Below are 17,659 nucleotides of genomic sequence, written 5' to 3' on the forward strand. Positions count from 1 at the left end.
CTTTTGAGAAAAACAGCCTTTCCCCTGCGGAAAAGACTGCTTGCTTTCTCAGCCAAGTTTTTTTGCCAAAAGTTCATTGACCATCTGCGGGTTTGCCTTGCCCTTGGACTGTTTCATCACTTGTCCGACCAAGGCACCAATCGCCTTTTTATTGCCGCCCTTGTAGTCCTCTACCGCCTTTGCATTGGCAGCGATGACTTGATCGACGATGCCTTCGATCTCCTTGGTGTCCGTAATCTGGATGAGCCCCTTGTCCTTGACGATCTTCTCGGGAGCATCAGGAGATGTCCACATTGCCTTGAACACGGTTTTGCCGATCTTAGAAGAAATCGTCCCCTTTGCGATGAGGAGAATCATCTCGCCGAGGCGCTTTGCATCGACAGGAGAGTCCTCGATCGTTTTCCCTTCTGCGTTCAGGTTCTTGGAGAGATCGCCCATCAGCCAGTTTGCCGCCAGTTTTGCATCCGCTCCTGTTGCAACAATGGCATCATAGTACTCAGCCATCGCACGCGAGCTCGTGATGATGCCCGCATCGTATGCGGAGAGTCCTGCCTCGTCCATCAGACGCATGCGACGGGCGTCCGGCAGCTCCGGCAGCTCACGCCGCACCGCCTCAATTTCCTCTTCACTCGTCACGATGGGCGGAAGATCGGGCTCCGGCATATAACGGTAGTCATGCGCCTCCTCTTTGCTGCGCATGGAGAGTGTCATACCACGCTCTGGATCCCACGTGCGTGTCTCCTGCACAATGTGTCCGCCGTCCTCGAGCACCTCTGTCTGACGCTCGATCTCATAGTTGATCGCATCTTCCAACGCTTTGAAGGAGTTGATGTTTTTCATCTCCGTCCGTATACCGAGCTGATCTGAGCCGACAGGACGCAGGGACACGTTGATGTCCGCGCGGAGATTTCCCTCCTCCATGCGGCAGTTCGAGACGTCGATATACTCCATGATCGACTTGATCTTCTCCATGTAGGCACGTGCTTCCTCGGCTGAGGACATATCGGGCTCGGAGACAATCTCAAGCAGAGGAACGCCGGTGCGGTTGTAGTCCACATTGGACGAAGCAGAATCCTTAATCGTCGTACCGGAGTGAACGAGTTTTCCTGCGTCCTCCTCCATGTGGATGCGCGTCAGGCGAATGCGCTTCTTCCCCTCTTCCGTATCGATATCCACCCAGCCATGTTCGGCGATAGGCAGGTCGTACTGCGAGGTTTGGAAGTTCTTCGGCAAATCCGGATAGTAGTAATTCTTGCGGTCAAACTTGCTGTATCCGTTAATCGTGCAGTTCGTCGCCAGCCCCGCCTTGATGGCGAAATGGACGACCTCACGGTTGACGACAGGGAGAACGCCGGGCAGACCGAGGCAGACGGGACAGACATGTGTGTTCTGCGGGGCTCCGAACCCCGTAGCACAGCCGCAGAAGATCTTGGTCTTTGTCTTGAGCTCGCAGTGAATCTCAAGGCCGATGACGGTTTCGTATTTCATGCCCTTCCTCCAATCGGCGCCATTTTCGTATGGAAATCATGCCCCTGCTCATAGGCAAACGCCGCACGCAGGATCGTCTCCTCCGCCAGCGGACGACCGATGATCTGAAGTCCGATCGGAAGTCCCGCCGCAGTGAAGCCGCAAGGGACGGAGATCCCGGGGAGCCCCGCGAGATTCAGTGGAACGGTCGAAATATCCTGCAGATACATCTGTAGGGGGCTCGTCATTTCACCGATGCGATACGCCGGTGTCGGTGCTGTCGGTGTCATGACGACATCCACCTGCTCAAAGGCTCGCGTAAAGTCCTGCTGAATGAGTGTCCGTACCTTCAGTGCCTTGAGGTAGTACGCATCGTAATATCCGGCGGAGAGTGCATAGTTGCCGATGAGGATGCGCCGTTTTACCTCCGCGCCGAATTTCTCCGTGCGCGTCCGCGTCATCATATCGACGAGATCCTCTCCGTCCACCCGTGCGCCATAACTGACCCCGTCATAGCGTTCCAGATTCGTCGCAGCCTCTGCAGGTGCAATCAGATAATAGGTGGAGACGGCATAGTCCGTATGCGGCAGGGAGATTTCACGAACCTCTGCCCCCATCGCCTCCATATCCGCAATCGCCTTGCGGACGGATGCCTCAACCTCCTGATCCATTCCGTCGATAAAATATTCCTTCGGGAGTCCGATCTTCAGCCCCTTGACATCTGCACGGAGTGCCTGTGTATAGTCGGGAACATTGGCGCGGCTGGCCGTCGAGTCCATCGGATCATGCCCTGCAATTACGTTTAGGAGATGGGCTGCATCCGTGACATCACGCGTAAGCGGTCCGATCTGATCGAGCGACGACGCATACGCCATCAGACCATAACGAGACACACGCCCATAGGTTGGCTTCAGTCCGACAATACCACAGAATGATGCGGGCTGACGAATTGACCCGCCTGTATCGCTGCCGAGCGCCCAAATCGCCGTTCCCGATGCCACGGCAGCGGCACTGCCGCCCGATGACCCACCGGGAACACGTGCCGTGTCCCAAGGGTTGTGCGTCGGGTGAAAGGCGGAGTGTTCCGTCGAGCCACCCATGGCAAACTCATCGAGATTCGTCTTTCCGAGAATGACGGCGTCCTCTGCATGCAGCTTCGTCATGACCGTCGCATCATAGGGCGGAACAAAGTGCTCCAAGATCTTGGACGCGGCTGTCGTGCGTACACCGATGGTACAGATATTATCCTTAATAGCACCCGGAATCCCTGCGAGGAACGGAATCTTCTCTCCTGCGGCACGTTTTGCATCCACGGCATCTGCCTGAGCAAGCGCACCCTCGCGTGTTTCCAGAAGGTATGCGCCAACATCGCCCTCCACGGCATCCATGCGCGAAAGCACATCCTCGGTCAGTTCACGGGCGCTGATCTCGCTGCGCGCGAGCATATCGTGCAGGACATGCGCCGGTTTTTCATATAGACTCAAAACAGCCCCTCCTTACCCTTCGAGTACCTTCGGCACTTTGAAATACCCGTCCTCCTGCAGCGGTGCATTCGAAAGCGCCGCCTCGTTGGAAAGGGACGAGCGCACCTCGTCTGCGCGAAAGACATTCTCGATGGGCAGTGCATACGTCGTCGGCTCCACATCTTCCGTATCAACACGCGAGAGATTATCCACGTATGAGAGAAAGTCTCCCAGAGACGCCAGTGCCTCTTCCTTTTCCTCGGTCGGAATCGAAAGACGCGAGAGATGCGCGGTTACCCTGAGATCCTGTTCCGTTACCTTCATAGACTCCACCATCTTTCCATGCTTCGGGAAGCACTGATAAATGCGGTACGACCATCCGGCACACCTCGTTTTATCAGCGATTCCCTTAGTCGCAGTTTCCTCGCTATTATAACAAATCACTTCATCGGTATCAAACGGAAATCACTACACCTGCGGCGGACGGATAAAATCTGCTGAAAGTGCGAGCAGAATCTCCCGCAGGAGCTTGAGTGCCGTTGCCGTCGATGTACCGCTGGCGTCAAGCGGCGGCGAGAGCTCCACCATGTCGCATGCGACAACCCTGCATCCACGCACAACGGAGAGTGCCGCCTTCATCAGTTCGATGAACGTGACACCGCCTGCCTCCGGCGTTCCCGTACCGGGGAAGACGGAGGGATCGAGGACGTCGAGGTCAATCGTCAGATAGACAGGACGTCCGTGGAGGCCGGCAATCACATCCGAGAGCCCTGCAAAGGTAAATGGATGGAGATCCGTATGCCCTGCCCGTGCCCACTGCCATTCCGCACATTCGCCGCTGCGTATCCCAAACTGATGGATGCGCCCATCGCCGAGCAGATCCCACGCACGGCGGATAACGGTCGCATGGGAGAGTTTGTTGCCGAGATATTCTTCGCGCAGATCAGTATGTGCATCGAAGTGAATGACAGAGAGATCGGGATATCGCTTCGCCGCAGCTTCGATTGCGGGGAGGCTGACCAGATGCTCCCCGCCGATCAGAAAGGGCAGCTTTCCGCTGTGCAGGATCGCCTCTGCGCGCTCCCTGATCATCGCCAGTGCTCGTTCGGTATCGCCAAAGGGCAGCTCCAAATTCCCCCCGTCAAAGACGCGTGCATCCTCGAGATCGAGTTCCTGATACGGGCTGTACGTCTCCAGTCCGTATGACTCCGCCCGCATTGTACGGGCAGCAAACCGCGTACCCGGACGATAGGAGGTCGTCGAGTCAAACGGCGCACCAACGAGGACGATATGGCTCTCCTCATAGGTGTTATCGCAGCCGAGAAATGTTTCAACGTTGCGGTTCCACATCTTCGAGTATCTCCTCCACATAGTTCGGCAGAGCAAATGCTGCTGCATGAAGCTGCGTATTGTAGTAGCGCGTCCGAATGCCGAGTGCCTTCCATCGTGCAAAATCGACGCCCTCCACGGGGCGGCGGTTCTTGGATGAGAAGCCAAACAGCCAATGCCCCGACGGATACGTCGGAATATGCACCTGATAGACGCGGCTGTATGGGAACGAATGAACAATGCGCTTGTGCATCCGCTGCATGGCATAGGCGTCCTGCTCATAAAAGGGGCTTTCATGCTGGTTGATCATGATGCCGTCAGCTTTGAGCGCCTTGAAGCAGTTGCCATAAAACTCTTTGGTGAACAGTCCCTCTCCTGGTCCGAACGGATCCGTCGAGTCCACGATAATGAGATCGTAGACATCGACCGGTCGGCGCACAAAGCGCAGCCCGTCTTCACAGTGGATGCTCACCCGCGGATCATCCAGTCCTGCCGCCGTCGACGGCAGATATTCACGGCAGACATCGATCACCATCGCATCGATCTCCACGAGATCGATATGCCGCACCGACGGGTAGCGCAGCAGCTCCCGTACCGTCCCTCCGTCCCCGCCGCCGATCACGAGGATGTTCTCTGCCTCCGGATGCACACACATCGGTACATGGGTGATCATCTCATGATAGATGAACTCATCCTTCTCTGTGAGCATCATATAGCCGTCAAGCGTCAAAAATCGCCCGAACTCGGGCGACTCGAATACGTCAATGCGCTGGAACTCGCTCTGCCCGCTGTAGAGCTGACGATCTACACGGATGGAGAACCGCACGTTCGGTGTATGTTCTTCCGTATACCAAAATTCCATGGTCTATCTCTCCGTCATTACATTGAGACGTTGTATACTCATATCCTCCGGCCCTGTGATCTGACAGCCCTTTTTCTTCGCATAGCGGATGTAGGTCAGAATCTCGTCCGTGATCTCCTCCCCCGGTGCAAGGATCGGGATACCGGGAGGATAGCACATGACAAACTCGGCACAGATACGTCCCTTGGTCTCTTGGATGGGCAGGGACTCCTTCTCCGCGTAGAACGCATCCTGCGGACCGCAGACGACCACGGGGTCGATATACTCCATCTTGAGCGTCTTGGAGGGATCCTTGCGATAGTTCCGACGGATCTCCGCCAGTGCCGCGACAAGCCGCTCAATATCCTTCGGACGGTCGCCAACGGAAACATAGGCAAGCAAGTTTGCGATATCCCCGAACTCGGTCTGGATGTCATAATCATCGCGCAGGATGTCATAGACCTCAATGCCGGCGAGCCCTGTTGCACATGTAAAGATGGACAGCTTCGTCGTATCGAAGTCATACACGGCATCACCGTCGATCAGCTCACGCCCATAGGCATAGTAGTCTCCGATGGCGTTGATCTCATCACGGGCATAGGCGACAAGTCCGATGATGCGGTCGATCACTTCACGGCCGCGCAGTGCCAAATTGCGGCGGCTGATATCGAGACTTGCGAGGAGCAGATATGAGGCACTCGTCGTCTGTGTGATATTGATGATCTGATGGACATATCCGAGCGGCATCGTATCCGCACAGAGAAGAATGGAGCTCTGCGTCAGCGAGCCGCCGGACTTGTGCATGCTGATCGCGGCCATATCCGCGCCTGCATCCATCGCCGCCGTTGGAAGCCGATCACTGAAATAGAGGTGCGTACCGTGTGCCTCATCGACCAATACCTTCATCCCGCGGGCATGCGCTTTCTCCGTAATGGCACGCAGATCCGAGCATATTCCGTAATAGGTCGGATTGTTGACAAATACCGCCTTGGCGTCCGGATGGCGCTCCATCGCGTCTGCGACATCGTCCGTGCGCATCCCGAGCGCAATCCCAAGCGTATCCTCGATGCCTGGATTGACATAGATCGGCACAGCGCCGCAGAGAATCAGTGCATTGATGGCACTGCGATGAACATTGCGCGGCATGATGATCTTGTCGCCGCGTCCTACCGTCGATAGGATCATTGCCTGCACCGAGCCCGTTGTCCCGCTGACCATGAAAAAAGCATGGGCGGCACGGAATGCTTCTGCTGCCAGACGCTCTGCATCACGGATCACGGAGACTGGATGGCAGAGATTGTCGAGCATCTTCATCGAGTTTACATCGACATCAAGACACGCAGTCCCGAGGAACTCAGCCAGCTCCGGATTGCCGCGGCCACGTTTGTGCCCCGGCACATCGAACGGAACGAGGCGTGCCCGCTTCATCCGCACAAGCGCCTCCTCAATGGGCGCATTCGTCTGGGAGAGATAGGGCATTACTTCTCCTCCGACAGGAGGCGGGAGACCAGATCATCATAGCCGTAGGCGGCCGCATTTCCCTTACTCGTCACCCAGCGCACAGCCTCCGTCACATCCGACTCTGCCGGACTTCCTGCATAGCGATAGGACGGCAGTACGAGAACATCCCGCGCCGCAGGCGGGAATCCACTCCGCTCCACGACGAGATCCAGATACTCCGACTGCGGCGTATTGTTCAGATCGTCGACTGCTTTATTGTAGGCGCGGTACATCGCCCGAACGGATTTCTCCTTATCCTGAAGGGCGGATTTGGAAAAGACGATTACCCCCGGATTGATACCGAGATCACCCGAGCCGATCACATAGTGACTGCCCGATGCCGCCGCGACGCTCGCCATCGGCTCAGGCAGAACTGCCGCTCCGAGATTTCCGCTGCGGAGCATCTCAAGGCGTACCGGGATCTGCGGGATAACGACCTTTGCGACATCCTCTTCACGCATTCCGTTGGCAGCGAGAATCTCGTCCGTCACATACTCGATGATCGTGTTCTTGGAAACGGCGATCTCCTTGCCACGCAGATCAGCAGGGGAGGCAATCCCCGCACCATCGGATGCAACGAGATTGTAATTGCCGTCCGTATAGGAAACAGCACGGACATCAAATCCGCCGGAACGGGCGAAAATCACAGCCAGAAGGTCAGACACCGCTCCATCGAGATTTCCGCTTTGCAGTGCCGCATCACGATCCATTGCACTCTTGAACGGCTGCAACTCTACCTCAACGCCTTCCTCGGCAAAGTAGCCGCGTTCCGCTGCAATAATGAACGGAATAGAGTCCGTATCGGGCATCAGCCCGATGGTCAGCTTCGGGAGCGGCTCACTTTTCTCCTGCACAGGAGCCCCACAGCCTCCCACAAGGAACAACGTCAGACAAAATAGGCAGGCAAGAATTTTCCTCATTCTATATTCCCTTCTATAGGCACTCTGCCGCCGTGTTCCTTCGCCATGTGCTCACACAGATAGCGCAGTGTCCACAGCGTATTGTACGGCGTAATGGATGATTTGTAGGTGATATGTGGAACGCCCGCATCCTCCACGGCATGGAGAACCTGTGTCAGGCGCTTCCCCTTCACCCCATCCAGCAGCATCACACGATGCGGAAATGAGAACACATCCCCCTCCTGCGCCGTTTGCTTCAAAAAACCCTTGCGGCCAAGGAGATAGCCGACCTTCTCACGCCATGCATCCGGCGAAAGGATCTGAACGCCCACTCCCATCGGACGCAGTGCACCCGTAATCAACTCCGCCTGATCTGCGGGAAACTGATAGAGCAGAACACGCTCCTTGCTGTTCGCCATGGCAAGCCCTCCATCATTTTGCTGAGAGACCGCGCATGAGGAGATACGTCACAAGTTCGTCCAGAGAGACTTCCTCTTCAAGCACCTTGCGGTCGAGGGATGCACGCAGGCTCTTGGGCAGACGAACAGTGAGAAATCCATTCATGACAGCGTTGCCCGCCTCATTCTTCGGCGTTGCTTCCTTTGCCGCAGGCGCCGCTTTTGCCTTGGATGTCGTCTTCTTTGTCTCCTTGGGGGCAGGTGCCTTTTGTGTTGGTGCCTCTGCCGTGTGTTCTGCCGCGTCTTTCTTCTTCGCCGCAGCTGTCGTGCGTTTTTTCTGCTCGCGTGCCTTCCCCGCTGTTTCTGCGTTTACTTTTGCATTATTCTTCGTCGTCTTTTCTTCTGCTGCTTTCTTCTTTGCCACGTTTTCCTCCGTTTTCTTCTCCTTCTTTTTCCGTGCTGCCTTCTTCTCTTTCTCCATCGGCGGCGGGTATACGAAGAACTCGTTGTATGCGTTGCGCAAGTCCTCACTTGCCTGCTTTGTTCCAATGCCGATAATGTACGATGGATCCTCAGCGTTCAGCGACTCAGCAATACGTACGAAGTCAGAATCCGTTGTTATGATAAAGTACTTGCGCACCCCCTCTTGATAGAGGATCTGCGCCGAGTCATAGAGGGCAGAATCCAGGGAATTTTTTCCCAGAAAGGTACGGCTGATCTGTCGAAAGGTAAAGTCCGGGGACTCCATGAGCCGATCCCAACGCTTCTGATCGGGATGTGCCTCCCAATCCGAGACGACGATCATGCGGCATGGCTGGTAACGCTGTGCAATATCAATGGTATACTGAAGCATTTCAATCGGCGCATTCTCTATGTCGTAGAGGATCGCCACGGTATCATTGCTCGAATCGAGCATCCTATCTCTCCTCACTCTTCCGCATCGAAAAACAGACGCCGTGCGCGTTGTGCCAGGAAGGTTGCCTCTCCCTCGAGCACATCTGCCTGCCGCAGATTCGTCTCGGCAGAGCGGATCGTCGCTGCGTTCTTATCCGTCATCCACGCTGCATATCCCTCCGCGTAGGCGATATGGAGATCGCAGATCTTGATACGCAGCTGCTGGAGACTCTGCATCGTACGGGGAACGGAAACAGCACTCAGCTCTTCGCGCCGTTCCTGCCAGTCCGCGAGGACATCCTGCTCCATGATCTGGCGTGCCATGTCCCGTGTTGTCTGATTCCCCAGTGCGCCTGCGCCGAGCACACGATAGAGACGCATCTGTGCCGCACTGACGCTCTGATCATGCCGCCGAATAATGGCATCCGTCTCCTCAAGATACTGCTGAACCCGCAGGCGGCGCGCATTGCCCAAGAAGGCTGCATAATCATACAGATTCCGTATTGATACGACCTGCCAATCCCCATCATCCGAAGGAGCAAGGCAAACCTGAAACGTGAAATCCGCATCTGCTTCGTCCTGATGCGCAACGACATCGACCACCGCCGTACGTGCTGCCTGATCCACCGTCAGATTTGTCGTCTCACGGAACGAGAGGTCACGCAGGCCGATACGGGACAGGATATTCTCTGCGTCCGAACCGTCCTTTGCAGCATCCGCCGGCGGCCAATCGCCCTCCGTCAGATACGTATGAACCGCATCATTCAGCATTTTGATAAACGCCGGCTTGAGCATCTTTGAAAAATCCGCCAGAGCCGCAGACGTATCATGCGCTCCACCGAACTCCGTATCCATCGTCCCGGCCATGAAGTCATCATAGCCCATGTCAAGGACATCATCCAGACGCACATAACGCAAAAAAAGCGTCTCATCCCGCGTCTCAAAGGCGCGCTCAATTGAGCGAAGCGCATACTCCGGCGTCTTCGTATAGACGCGAAAATACCAAAAGAGCCCTGCAAGCACCAGCAGCACACAGAGCAGTGCGGCACATGCGGCCTTTATTTTCATGGCATGGCTCATCATCGTTGTTCCCTCTCTCCATCATAGCGGCTCATGGTATCACATGGTCGATGCTGCCGCCGCCCAGTACGGCATCGCCCTCATAGAATACAATGGACTGCCCCGGTGTCACAGCACGCTGTGGCTCGGAAAAATGTACCGCCACAGTACCATCGCCCTGTGGCTCCATCCACGCATCTGCCTCGCGTTTTCCATAGCGTATTTTTGCCCGCACACGACGAGGTTTGTGTGGTGGCCGCGACAGTGTCCAACTCAGATCGGACGCCGTCAGTGCGTGTGCAAAGACCTCATCAGATGCACCGACAATCACACGGTTTTCAGACGCATCCAACGCCGTCACGTAGAGCGGATGCTCTGCCGCAATCCCGAGCCCCCTGCGCTGCCCAATGGTATAAAAGGCAATGCCTTCATGTGTGCCGAGGACATGTCCCGTACGATCCGTGATCGCCCCCGTCTGCATCGTCTGCGGTGCGTGCGTACGCAGGTAGGACTTATAGTCGTCACGGGGGACAAAGCAGATCTCTTGACTCTCCGCCTTGTGGGCAACGGGAAGCCCATAGTCCTCCGCCATACGCCGAATCTCGTCCTTGCGATAATCCCCGAGCGGAAAGAGAACATGATCCATCATCTCCTGTGTCAGATGATAGAGCACGTAGGACTGATCCTTCGCCGCATCAATGCCCTTTCGCAGATGGTAGGTTCCATCTTCCGTATGCGTGATCCGAGCATAATGCCCTGTGGCAATATACTGTGCACCAAGCGCCCGTGTTTTCTCCAGCAGCCCTTCAAACTTAATATAGCGGTTGCACGCAATACACGGATTCGGCGTGCGCCCACGCGCGTACTCCTGCGTAAAATAGTCAATCACCAGCCGCTGAAATGGATCGGTGAAGTCCATCACATAGTGTGGAATCCCCAAGATATCTGCGACACGGCGCGCATCGTCCACACTCGAGAGAGAGCAACAGCTGCGCCCATCGAGGTCGGCGTCGCGCGCCTCCTCCGAGAGACGCATCGTCACACCGACGACTTCATATCCCTGCTCCTGAAGAAGTGCCGCCGTGACCGAGCTGTCCACACCTCCACTCATCGCGACGACAACACGTTGTTTCTCCATCCTTTGCTCCACTATGAAATTCAATCAAATGTGAATTTAGTATAGCATTCGCATTCCGAAAATACAAGATATTGTATTTGTGAACGAAGGACTACACAAACGTATTCTTTTTTGATAAAATTAAAAAGAAAAAAGGGGAGGTGAACTATGGACGTCATCGGGGTAATCGCCGAATACAATCCATTCCATTACGGTCATGCCTGGCAGCTTCGTGAACTGCGCCGAAGATTCCCCTCTACGGACGGCGTCATCGTCGTCATGAGCGGCAGCATAACGCAGCGCGGAACGCCCGCCGTTCTTGACAAGTGGACACGGGCAGGTCACGCTGTCGACGGTGGTGCTGACCTCGTACTTGAGCTCCCTTTTGTCTTTGCCTGCCGTAGTGCACAGGACTTTGCACGCGGCGGCGTCTCCCTCCTCATGCAGCTCGGCGTCGTCAGTCACCTTGCCTTCGGCACAGAGGCTGCGGACATTGCCCCGCTCGAAAGAGCTGCACGGGAGATCGACACAGAAAAAATCCAGCACAGGATTGCGCATGGACTCTCCATGGGACTGTCCTACGCAGCGGCACTCTCCTCTGCCCTAGCGGAGCAGCTTGGCATCGAAGCACGCATCCTGCGTACGCCGAACAATATCCTCGGCATGGAGTACCTGCGCGCACTCCACGCCAAGGATGCAGACATCACTCCGCTTGCCCTGCCGCGCAAAACAGCGGCGCACGGAGAGGCACGACTGCGCAGCGGCATCACCAGTGCATCCTCCATCCGCACAGTACTGGAACGGGACGTCCCCTCATGGGAGCACATCGCAGCGTGTGTCCTGCCAAACGTGCTTGGTGATCTGCGCCGTACCCATCCGCACGCACTCCCCTCTCACGGAGAACTCCTGCGTCTCCTGCGCTATGAGATCCTCACCATGACGGACACAGAGCTCCACAGCATCTACGGTATATCCGAGGGGATCGAAAACCGTCTGGTGCGTGCACTGCGTATGGCAGAGACCTACGAAGAGCTGCTGACACATGCATCATCCAAGCGCTATCCAAAGAGCCGCATCGGACGTCTCGCCATCCACCTCCTGCTGCGGCTGCAAAAAATACAGGCAGAGGACTTTGACCGCGCCGGCTGTCTCTACATCCGCCCCTTGGCATTTAATGGAAGAGGCAGAACGCTGCTGCGGCACATTAAAAAAAATTGTCCTCTCCCAATTATTGTACGTACCGCAGAAACGTTGACGAGTGATGCGCGTGCGCGCTCCCCAGCGAAGCTGTCTCTGCTGCAGCAAATGCTCGCCTTCGATACACGTGCCACAGAGCTGCGTACGTTGACACTGCCACAGCCACATGACGGCACATGCGGCACAGATTTTCTCTCCTCGCCGATCTATCATGAATGAGTTACAGAAAGGACTATGTTCTATGGCACCACAAGTCAATCTTTCCAGCCTGCTCACCCTGCATAATTTACGCATGGATCCTGTCCTCGCCGCACTGGAAGATGCCATGATGTACGGAGATGAGGGCGAAGAGGAGCGCAGTGAATGCTGTGCAGCACTGATCGCCGCTGCAGAGAATCTCGGTCTGCGCGGAAATCTGCTGCCGCGCTACCTCCTCCACATCATTACGCACACACCGAATATCGTCTCGGAAACAATGGAACGCACGGGGCTGCCGCCCGGAAACAGCCTGCGCCATATCTTCTATCAGGATATCGCCCTGCTGCATCCAATCTTCGCACTTCCTACCAGTGCATTTCTAAAGGCTGAGCTGCTGGACAACTACGAGCCCACGAAAAACATCTACGATAAGACAGAGGATTTTCTTCTCCCGCTGCTCGATGCGGCAAAGACGACGGAGGACTACGCCGAGGCACTATTAACGTTCTACGCACGTTATGGCTATGGAGATATGGCGTCCTATTCCGTATTCCGTTGGGACAGCGCAGCACACCAGATCTGCGGCATCGACCACTTTGAGTGCCCTCGTATGAAGGATATCATCGGCTATCAGCACCAGAAGGAGCAGCTTATCCGCAACACGCGCGCCTTCGTCCTCGGCAAGCCGTCCAACCACGTACTCCTCGTTGGGACACGCGGGACAGGAAAATCCTCCGCCGTCAAAGCTCTGGTCAGCGAATACGAAGAGAACGGTCTGCGTCTTGTACAGGTCACCAAGGAACAGCTGCGTGAACTTAGCACGATCATGAACGAACTGCGCCGTTATGCGGGGCGAAAATTTATCATTTTCCTGGATGATCTGTCCTTTGAGGACTCGGATGCCGAGTTCAAGGCGGTCAAGTCCGCAATCGAGGGCAGTGTATCATCCTGCCCCTCCAATGTACGCATCTATGCGACGTCCAATCGCCGTCACCTCATCCGTGAGACATGGCGTGAGCGCGAGCAGGATGAGGTCCATCGCGATGACAGTATCAACGAAGCGATTTCTCTCTCGGATCGCTTTGGTCTCATCATTCAGTACCATACACCGGATCAGGAAGAATATCTGGCAATCATCGACCATATGCTCACACAAAAAGGCATCCACCTGACACCTGAGGAGCTGCGCATTGCGGGGCTTCGTTGGGAGATGACGCACAGCGGGCGCAGTGGTCGCACGGCACAGCAATTCGTCGCCTATTATTTGGGAAACAACGAATAATATGAACAAACTCAGCAATACACGGAGAGTGCCAGCGGGACGGTCCTCACACACAGCGGAAGACGTGGTCCGCATTCCCCGTCCACATCACTAAAAAGCGGTGCATCCGCTGTTAGCTCAAATGTCCGTGCACGTATGTGCAGGATATTGTCCCGCTCCGATACCGGTTTTCCGGCAAACAGGTCTGCCGCCACAGACATAAACTGCGGCAGGCCTGTTTTTTTTACGGCAAGGAGATCGAGCATCCCGTCATTGATCGCAATACCGCTGCCGATCTGCTTCATCCCGGCCACCACAGGGCTGTTGGCGATGACGAACAGAAAAATTTCTTCCTCATAGTGCTCACCATCCGCCGTAATGCGCACCGGAAATGAATGCAGGCGCGGAAGCTCTCCGATTCCCTTCAGATAGTAGGCGATTCTGCCAAGCGCATTCTTGTAGGCCGACTTCACCTCATGGGCGATCCCCGTCATAACACCGGCACTGAGGACGTTAACAAAATAACGCCCCTGCCCTTCCAGAACTCCCAGATCGACGCGCCGCGACTCATCCGCCGCGATGCGCTCCACATAGGACTCCCAATCTCCGCCGATCCCAAGGTGCGTAGCAAAATCATTTGATGTTCCGCTGCCTAAGATACCGAGTGGTAGGTCGATCTTTGCATCCTGCAGTGCATTCACTACTGCGTGCACCGTTCCATCACCGCCTGCCGCCAGTACGCCAGCAGGGGCAATCTCACAGAGGAACTGGCTGAGCTGATCCTGCCCATTCCCACGCGTGCGATAGGGGCAAAGCATGATGTCGTGACGCTGAAAAAGCTCAATCAGCATATCCAGCTTCCCCTTGAAGAGAGCATGTCCCGAGACCGGATTGTAGATCAATGCCATTTTCTTCATGACTTATACACTCCAATCCGCTGTAAAAATCGGATGCCGACCGCGCCGACCATCGGCAGACGATGCAGATCCTCCTCGATCAGGCCGCGCAGCAGGATCATCGCTGCCACATAGACAAAGCAGCCGAAGAACACCGCACCGAAGGTAGAAATCGCAGCAATCCCCCACCATGCCAGTGTCCATGCGTAGAAAAAGTGGACAGCACATGCCATAATCCCGGCAGAACATATCGTCTTGATGAGCTGGAGGAGCTCGATACGATAGCCAATAAAACGGTAGATAAAGTAAAGATTGATGATCGCCGCGACACCCATATCTGCCGCCGTTGCCCATGCAGCGCCCATGATGCCGAGCCATGGGATCGCCGTCAGATGCCAGTTTAGAAAAATCTTTGCCGCCGCTGCGAGCACCATGTTCACCATGGGGATGGTCGGATGACCAAGTCCCTGCAAAATTCCCGTTGAGACTTGATGCAGACCGAGCAGGATGATGCTCACCGCCGAGATCATGACCGCAGGCCCCGCGCCCGGTGCATTGTAGATCAGCGAAGAAATTGGCGTCGCCAAAATAAACACAATGACAAAGGCGGGAAAACAGACGAAATTTGAAATGCGCACGGACGCTGCTGTCTGATCGTAGACGCGCGCCTGATCGCCAAGCACGCGTGACTCCGAGATGGCAGGCACAATACTCATCGCCATGGATGCAGTCAGGATCGTCGCCAGATTGACGAGCGGGACGGCCATGCCGTTCAGATAACCGAAAAGCTCCGTCGCCTCACTGATGCTATAGCCTGCTGCCTCAAGACGCTGCGGAACAATCATCAGATCTAGATTCGAGACCACGGGCAGCATAATGCTCGCCGCCGAGACTGGAAGTGCCAGCTTAAAAATACGATGAATGATCGAAAACCGCGTCTCGTAAGGAACATTCGGCAGCGGTTTCAGCTCCGTCCCGTAATCACGAGCAATATCCCGCTCCAGTTTGATATGGAAGTAGACGAGAACAATGAGCCCCGTCACCGCTCCTGCGAAAGCCCCGAGTGACGCGCCGGCAGCTGCGTAGTCCAGCCCCCATGGCATGAGAAGACTCGCAAGGACAATCATGGTCACCACGCGGAAAATCTGCTCTACGATCTGCGACACCGCCGTCGGCGTCATGCGCTGCCATCCCTGCAAATACCCGCGTGAACTGGCGAGCAGGGTCACGAAAAAGACCGTCGGGGCAAGCACCACCACAGCCTTGTAGGCACGCGCATCACGAATCAGCTGCCACTCGATCAGCCAGTCTGCCGCCAAATAGGTCAAAATCGAAAAGAGCAGTCCTGTCAGCACCATGAGCATCATAGAGATGCGAAACACACGCTTCGCTCCGTAGATATCCTTGAGTGCGACGCGTTCCGCCGTAATAATCGAAATCGCTACCGGGACACCAGCCTGCGAAACTGTCATGGCAAAAAAATAAATGGGGAACGCCATCTGGTAGAGACCAATACCTTCGCCGCCCAGAATACGGGAGACGAAGATCCAGTTCAGCGACCCGATCACCTTAACCACAAAACCTGCGATGGTCAGAACAAAAGTACCCTTGAGAAAGGATTCTCCTTTGCTATTCTTCCCTTCCGCAACATTCATCTCACTAATGAGAAACACCGCCTCAACTGCTAATTATGAGAATAATATCGATTGAATTATATCATGAACTGCCTCCACTATCAATGGACTTCACTCACACGGACAGATGTTTCAAACCACAAAAAGACCTCACACGATACAGTCGCATGAGGTCTTTGAGGAAAATTATTTTCGTGCTTTTTTGACTGCGGCAAACGCCTTCTCCGATGCGGCAATCGTATGCTCAATGTCTTTGTCTGTATGCGCTCCCGACATGAATACCGTTTCAAACTGGGACGGGGCAAGATACACACCCTCGTCGAGCATCGTCTCGAACCAGATGCGGAAGGCATCCTGATCAGCGGCAGCGGCATCCTCATAGTTATAGACATCACGATCAATAAAGAAGATGCCGAACATCGAGCCAGCCTGATGCGCGCATATCGGCACGCCTGCCTCCTTCGCCGTACGCTGCCAGCCAAGCAGGAGATTCTTCGTCTTGATGGTCAGTTCACGGCTGTAATCCGCTTTGCCTTCTTCGGGGTCTGCCGTGATGAGCTTCAGCGTCTCAATGCCCGCCGTCATGGCAAGCGGATTGCCCGAGAGTGTGCCCGCCTGATAGACGGGACCCGAGGGCGAAATCTGCTCCATGATCTCACGGCGTCCACCGTATGCCGCAACGGGCAGGCCTCCGCCGATGATCTTGCCGAGACAGGTGAGATCGGGGCGAATGCCATAGGCAGCCTGTGCACCGCCCAAGGACGCACGGAAGCCGCACATCACCTCATCAAAGAGGAGAAGCGTGCCGTGCTGCTCGGTCAGCTCGCGCAGCAGAGAAAGATAGCCCTGACGCGGCAGCACCAGCCCCATATTTCCCGCGACCGGCTCAACGATGACGGCGGCAATATGATCGCCCTCGCGCTCCATCACATCGCGGATGGCGTCCTCATCGTTGTACGGAACAGCAATCGTATCCGCCGCCGTCCCCTTCGTCACACCGGGAGAACTCGGAACGCCGAAGGTCGCCATGCCTGAGCCTGCGCTGACGAGGAGGCTGTCGTTATGCCCGTGGTAACATCCGATGAACTTGACGATTTTATCCCGTCCGGTATAGCCGCGTGCCAGTCGCAGTGCACTCATCGTCGCCTCGGTACCCGAGTTGACCATGCGGATGGATTCAATGGTTGGATAGACCGACTGAACAAGCTTGGCCAGCTCCGTCTCCATGAGCGTCGGTGCACCGTAGCTCGTCCCACGCGCCACAGCCTCCTGCAGAGCCTTCACCACCTGCGGATGTGCGTGCCCGACGATCATCGGCCCCCATGATCCCACGTAGTCGATGTAAGAGTTCCCGTCAATATCGTAGATATACGACCCCTCCGCTCGTGCAATAAAGAGAGGGTTCCCCCCCACATTGGCGAACGAACGGACGGGACTGTTGACCCCGCCGGGCATATACTGTTTTGCCTCATCAAAGGCAGCCTTTGATTTTTCGGTATGGCGCAT

16 protein-coding genes are annotated in these 17,659 nt (G+C 55.7%); 2 read left to right on the plus strand and 14 right to left on the minus strand.

Going from position 1 to position 17,659, the window contains the following annotated elements; all coding sequences use genetic code 11:
• Positions 1 to 48 precede the first annotated feature (48 nt).
• The 11 genes from gatB to mnmA all read right to left on the minus strand — a co-directional run bounded on the left by gatB (position 49) and on the right by mnmA (position 10,988).
• A complete protein-coding gene (gene gatB, locus C1713_RS02525; protein ID WP_102492932.1) occupies positions 49 to 1,488 on the minus strand; it encodes an Asp-tRNA(Asn)/Glu-tRNA(Gln) amidotransferase subunit GatB in 1,440 nt (479 codons plus the stop codon).
• Positions 1,485 to 2,951, minus strand: coding sequence for an Asp-tRNA(Asn)/Glu-tRNA(Gln) amidotransferase subunit GatA (gene gatA / locus C1713_RS02530; RefSeq protein WP_102492933.1), 1,467 nt, complete (start codon positions 2,949 to 2,951; stop codon positions 1,485 to 1,487). Before gatA ends, gatB begins: the two co-directional genes overlap by 4 nt.
• Before the next feature lie 12 nt (positions 2,952 to 2,963).
• Entirely contained in the window at positions 2,964 to 3,254 is a 291-nt protein-coding gene (gene gatC / locus C1713_RS02535) for an Asp-tRNA(Asn)/Glu-tRNA(Gln) amidotransferase subunit GatC (RefSeq protein WP_061943283.1), read from the minus strand.
• A gap of 144 nt (positions 3,255 to 3,398) precedes the next feature.
• Complete coding sequence (speB, locus tag C1713_RS02540) at positions 3,399 to 4,280, minus strand: agmatinase (protein ID WP_061943286.1); 882 nt, start codon at positions 4,278 to 4,280, stop codon at positions 3,399 to 3,401.
• On the minus strand, positions 4,261 to 5,121 hold the full coding sequence (gene speE, locus C1713_RS02545) for a polyamine aminopropyltransferase (protein ID WP_006689405.1): 861 nt from the start codon (positions 5,119 to 5,121) through the stop codon (positions 4,261 to 4,263). Before speE ends, speB begins: the two co-directional genes overlap by 20 nt.
• A gap of 3 nt (positions 5,122 to 5,124) precedes the next feature.
• A complete protein-coding gene (locus tag C1713_RS02550; protein WP_102492934.1) occupies positions 5,125 to 6,579 on the minus strand; it encodes an aminotransferase class I/II-fold pyridoxal phosphate-dependent enzyme in 1,455 nt (484 codons plus the stop codon).
• Complete coding sequence (locus C1713_RS02555) at positions 6,579 to 7,520, minus strand: ABC transporter substrate-binding protein (protein ID WP_102492935.1); 942 nt, start codon at positions 7,518 to 7,520, stop codon at positions 6,579 to 6,581. Before C1713_RS02555 ends, C1713_RS02550 begins: the two co-directional genes overlap by 1 nt.
• Positions 7,517 to 7,918 (minus strand): DUF3783 domain-containing protein, encoded by a 402-nt coding sequence (locus C1713_RS02560; RefSeq protein ID WP_061943295.1) that lies wholly within the window; start codon positions 7,916 to 7,918, stop codon positions 7,517 to 7,519. Before C1713_RS02560 ends, C1713_RS02555 begins: the two co-directional genes overlap by 4 nt.
• Before the next feature lie 13 nt (positions 7,919 to 7,931).
• The gene (locus C1713_RS02565; RefSeq protein WP_102492936.1) at positions 7,932 to 8,813 is read right to left on the minus strand and encodes an NYN domain-containing protein; all 882 of its coding nucleotides are present in this window, start codon (positions 8,811 to 8,813) and stop codon (positions 7,932 to 7,934) included.
• Between the two features lie 11 nt (positions 8,814 to 8,824).
• Positions 8,825 to 9,874, minus strand: a complete 1,050-nt coding sequence (locus C1713_RS02570) for a hypothetical protein (protein ID WP_061943301.1) — start codon at positions 9,872 to 9,874, stop codon at positions 8,825 to 8,827.
• Between the two features lie 28 nt (positions 9,875 to 9,902).
• Positions 9,903 to 10,988: a tRNA 2-thiouridine(34) synthase MnmA gene (gene mnmA, locus C1713_RS02575; RefSeq protein ID WP_170950753.1), complete on the minus strand. Its 1,086-nt coding sequence runs from the start codon at positions 10,986 to 10,988 to the stop codon at positions 9,903 to 9,905.
• Between the two features lie 147 nt (positions 10,989 to 11,135).
• Here mnmA and C1713_RS02580 point away from each other — a divergent pair, with 147 nt between their 5' ends.
• Both C1713_RS02580 and C1713_RS02585 read left to right on the plus strand, forming a co-directional pair.
• Positions 11,136 to 12,383, plus strand: a complete 1,248-nt coding sequence (locus tag C1713_RS02580) for a tRNA(Met) cytidine acetate ligase (RefSeq protein ID WP_102492937.1) — start codon at positions 11,136 to 11,138, stop codon at positions 12,381 to 12,383.
• A 22-nt stretch (positions 12,384 to 12,405) separates the two neighbouring features.
• A complete protein-coding gene (locus tag C1713_RS02585; RefSeq protein ID WP_170950754.1) occupies positions 12,406 to 13,644 on the plus strand; it encodes an ATP-binding protein in 1,239 nt (412 codons plus the stop codon).
• Positions 13,645 to 13,655: 11 nt separating this feature from the next.
• Here the strand turns inward: C1713_RS02585 and C1713_RS02590 are convergent, their stop codons facing one another.
• The 3 genes from C1713_RS02590 to hemL all read right to left on the minus strand — a co-directional run bounded on the left by C1713_RS02590 (position 13,656) and on the right by hemL (position 17,659).
• The gene (locus C1713_RS02590) at positions 13,656 to 14,540 is read right to left on the minus strand and encodes a diacylglycerol/lipid kinase family protein (protein WP_102492939.1); all 885 of its coding nucleotides are present in this window, start codon (positions 14,538 to 14,540) and stop codon (positions 13,656 to 13,658) included.
• Entirely contained in the window at positions 14,537 to 16,192 is a 1,656-nt protein-coding gene (locus tag C1713_RS02595; RefSeq protein WP_039980707.1) for a putative polysaccharide biosynthesis protein, read from the minus strand. Before C1713_RS02595 ends, C1713_RS02590 begins: the two co-directional genes overlap by 4 nt.
• A 147-nt stretch (positions 16,193 to 16,339) precedes the next feature.
• Positions 16,340 to 17,659: a glutamate-1-semialdehyde 2,1-aminomutase gene (gene hemL, locus C1713_RS02600; protein WP_102492940.1), complete on the minus strand. Its 1,320-nt coding sequence runs from the start codon at positions 17,657 to 17,659 to the stop codon at positions 16,340 to 16,342.

Source organism: Centipeda felix, from assembly GCF_900186465.1.
In the GTDB taxonomy this organism is placed as follows: domain Bacteria; phylum Bacillota; class Negativicutes; order Selenomonadales; family Selenomonadaceae; genus Centipeda; species Centipeda felix.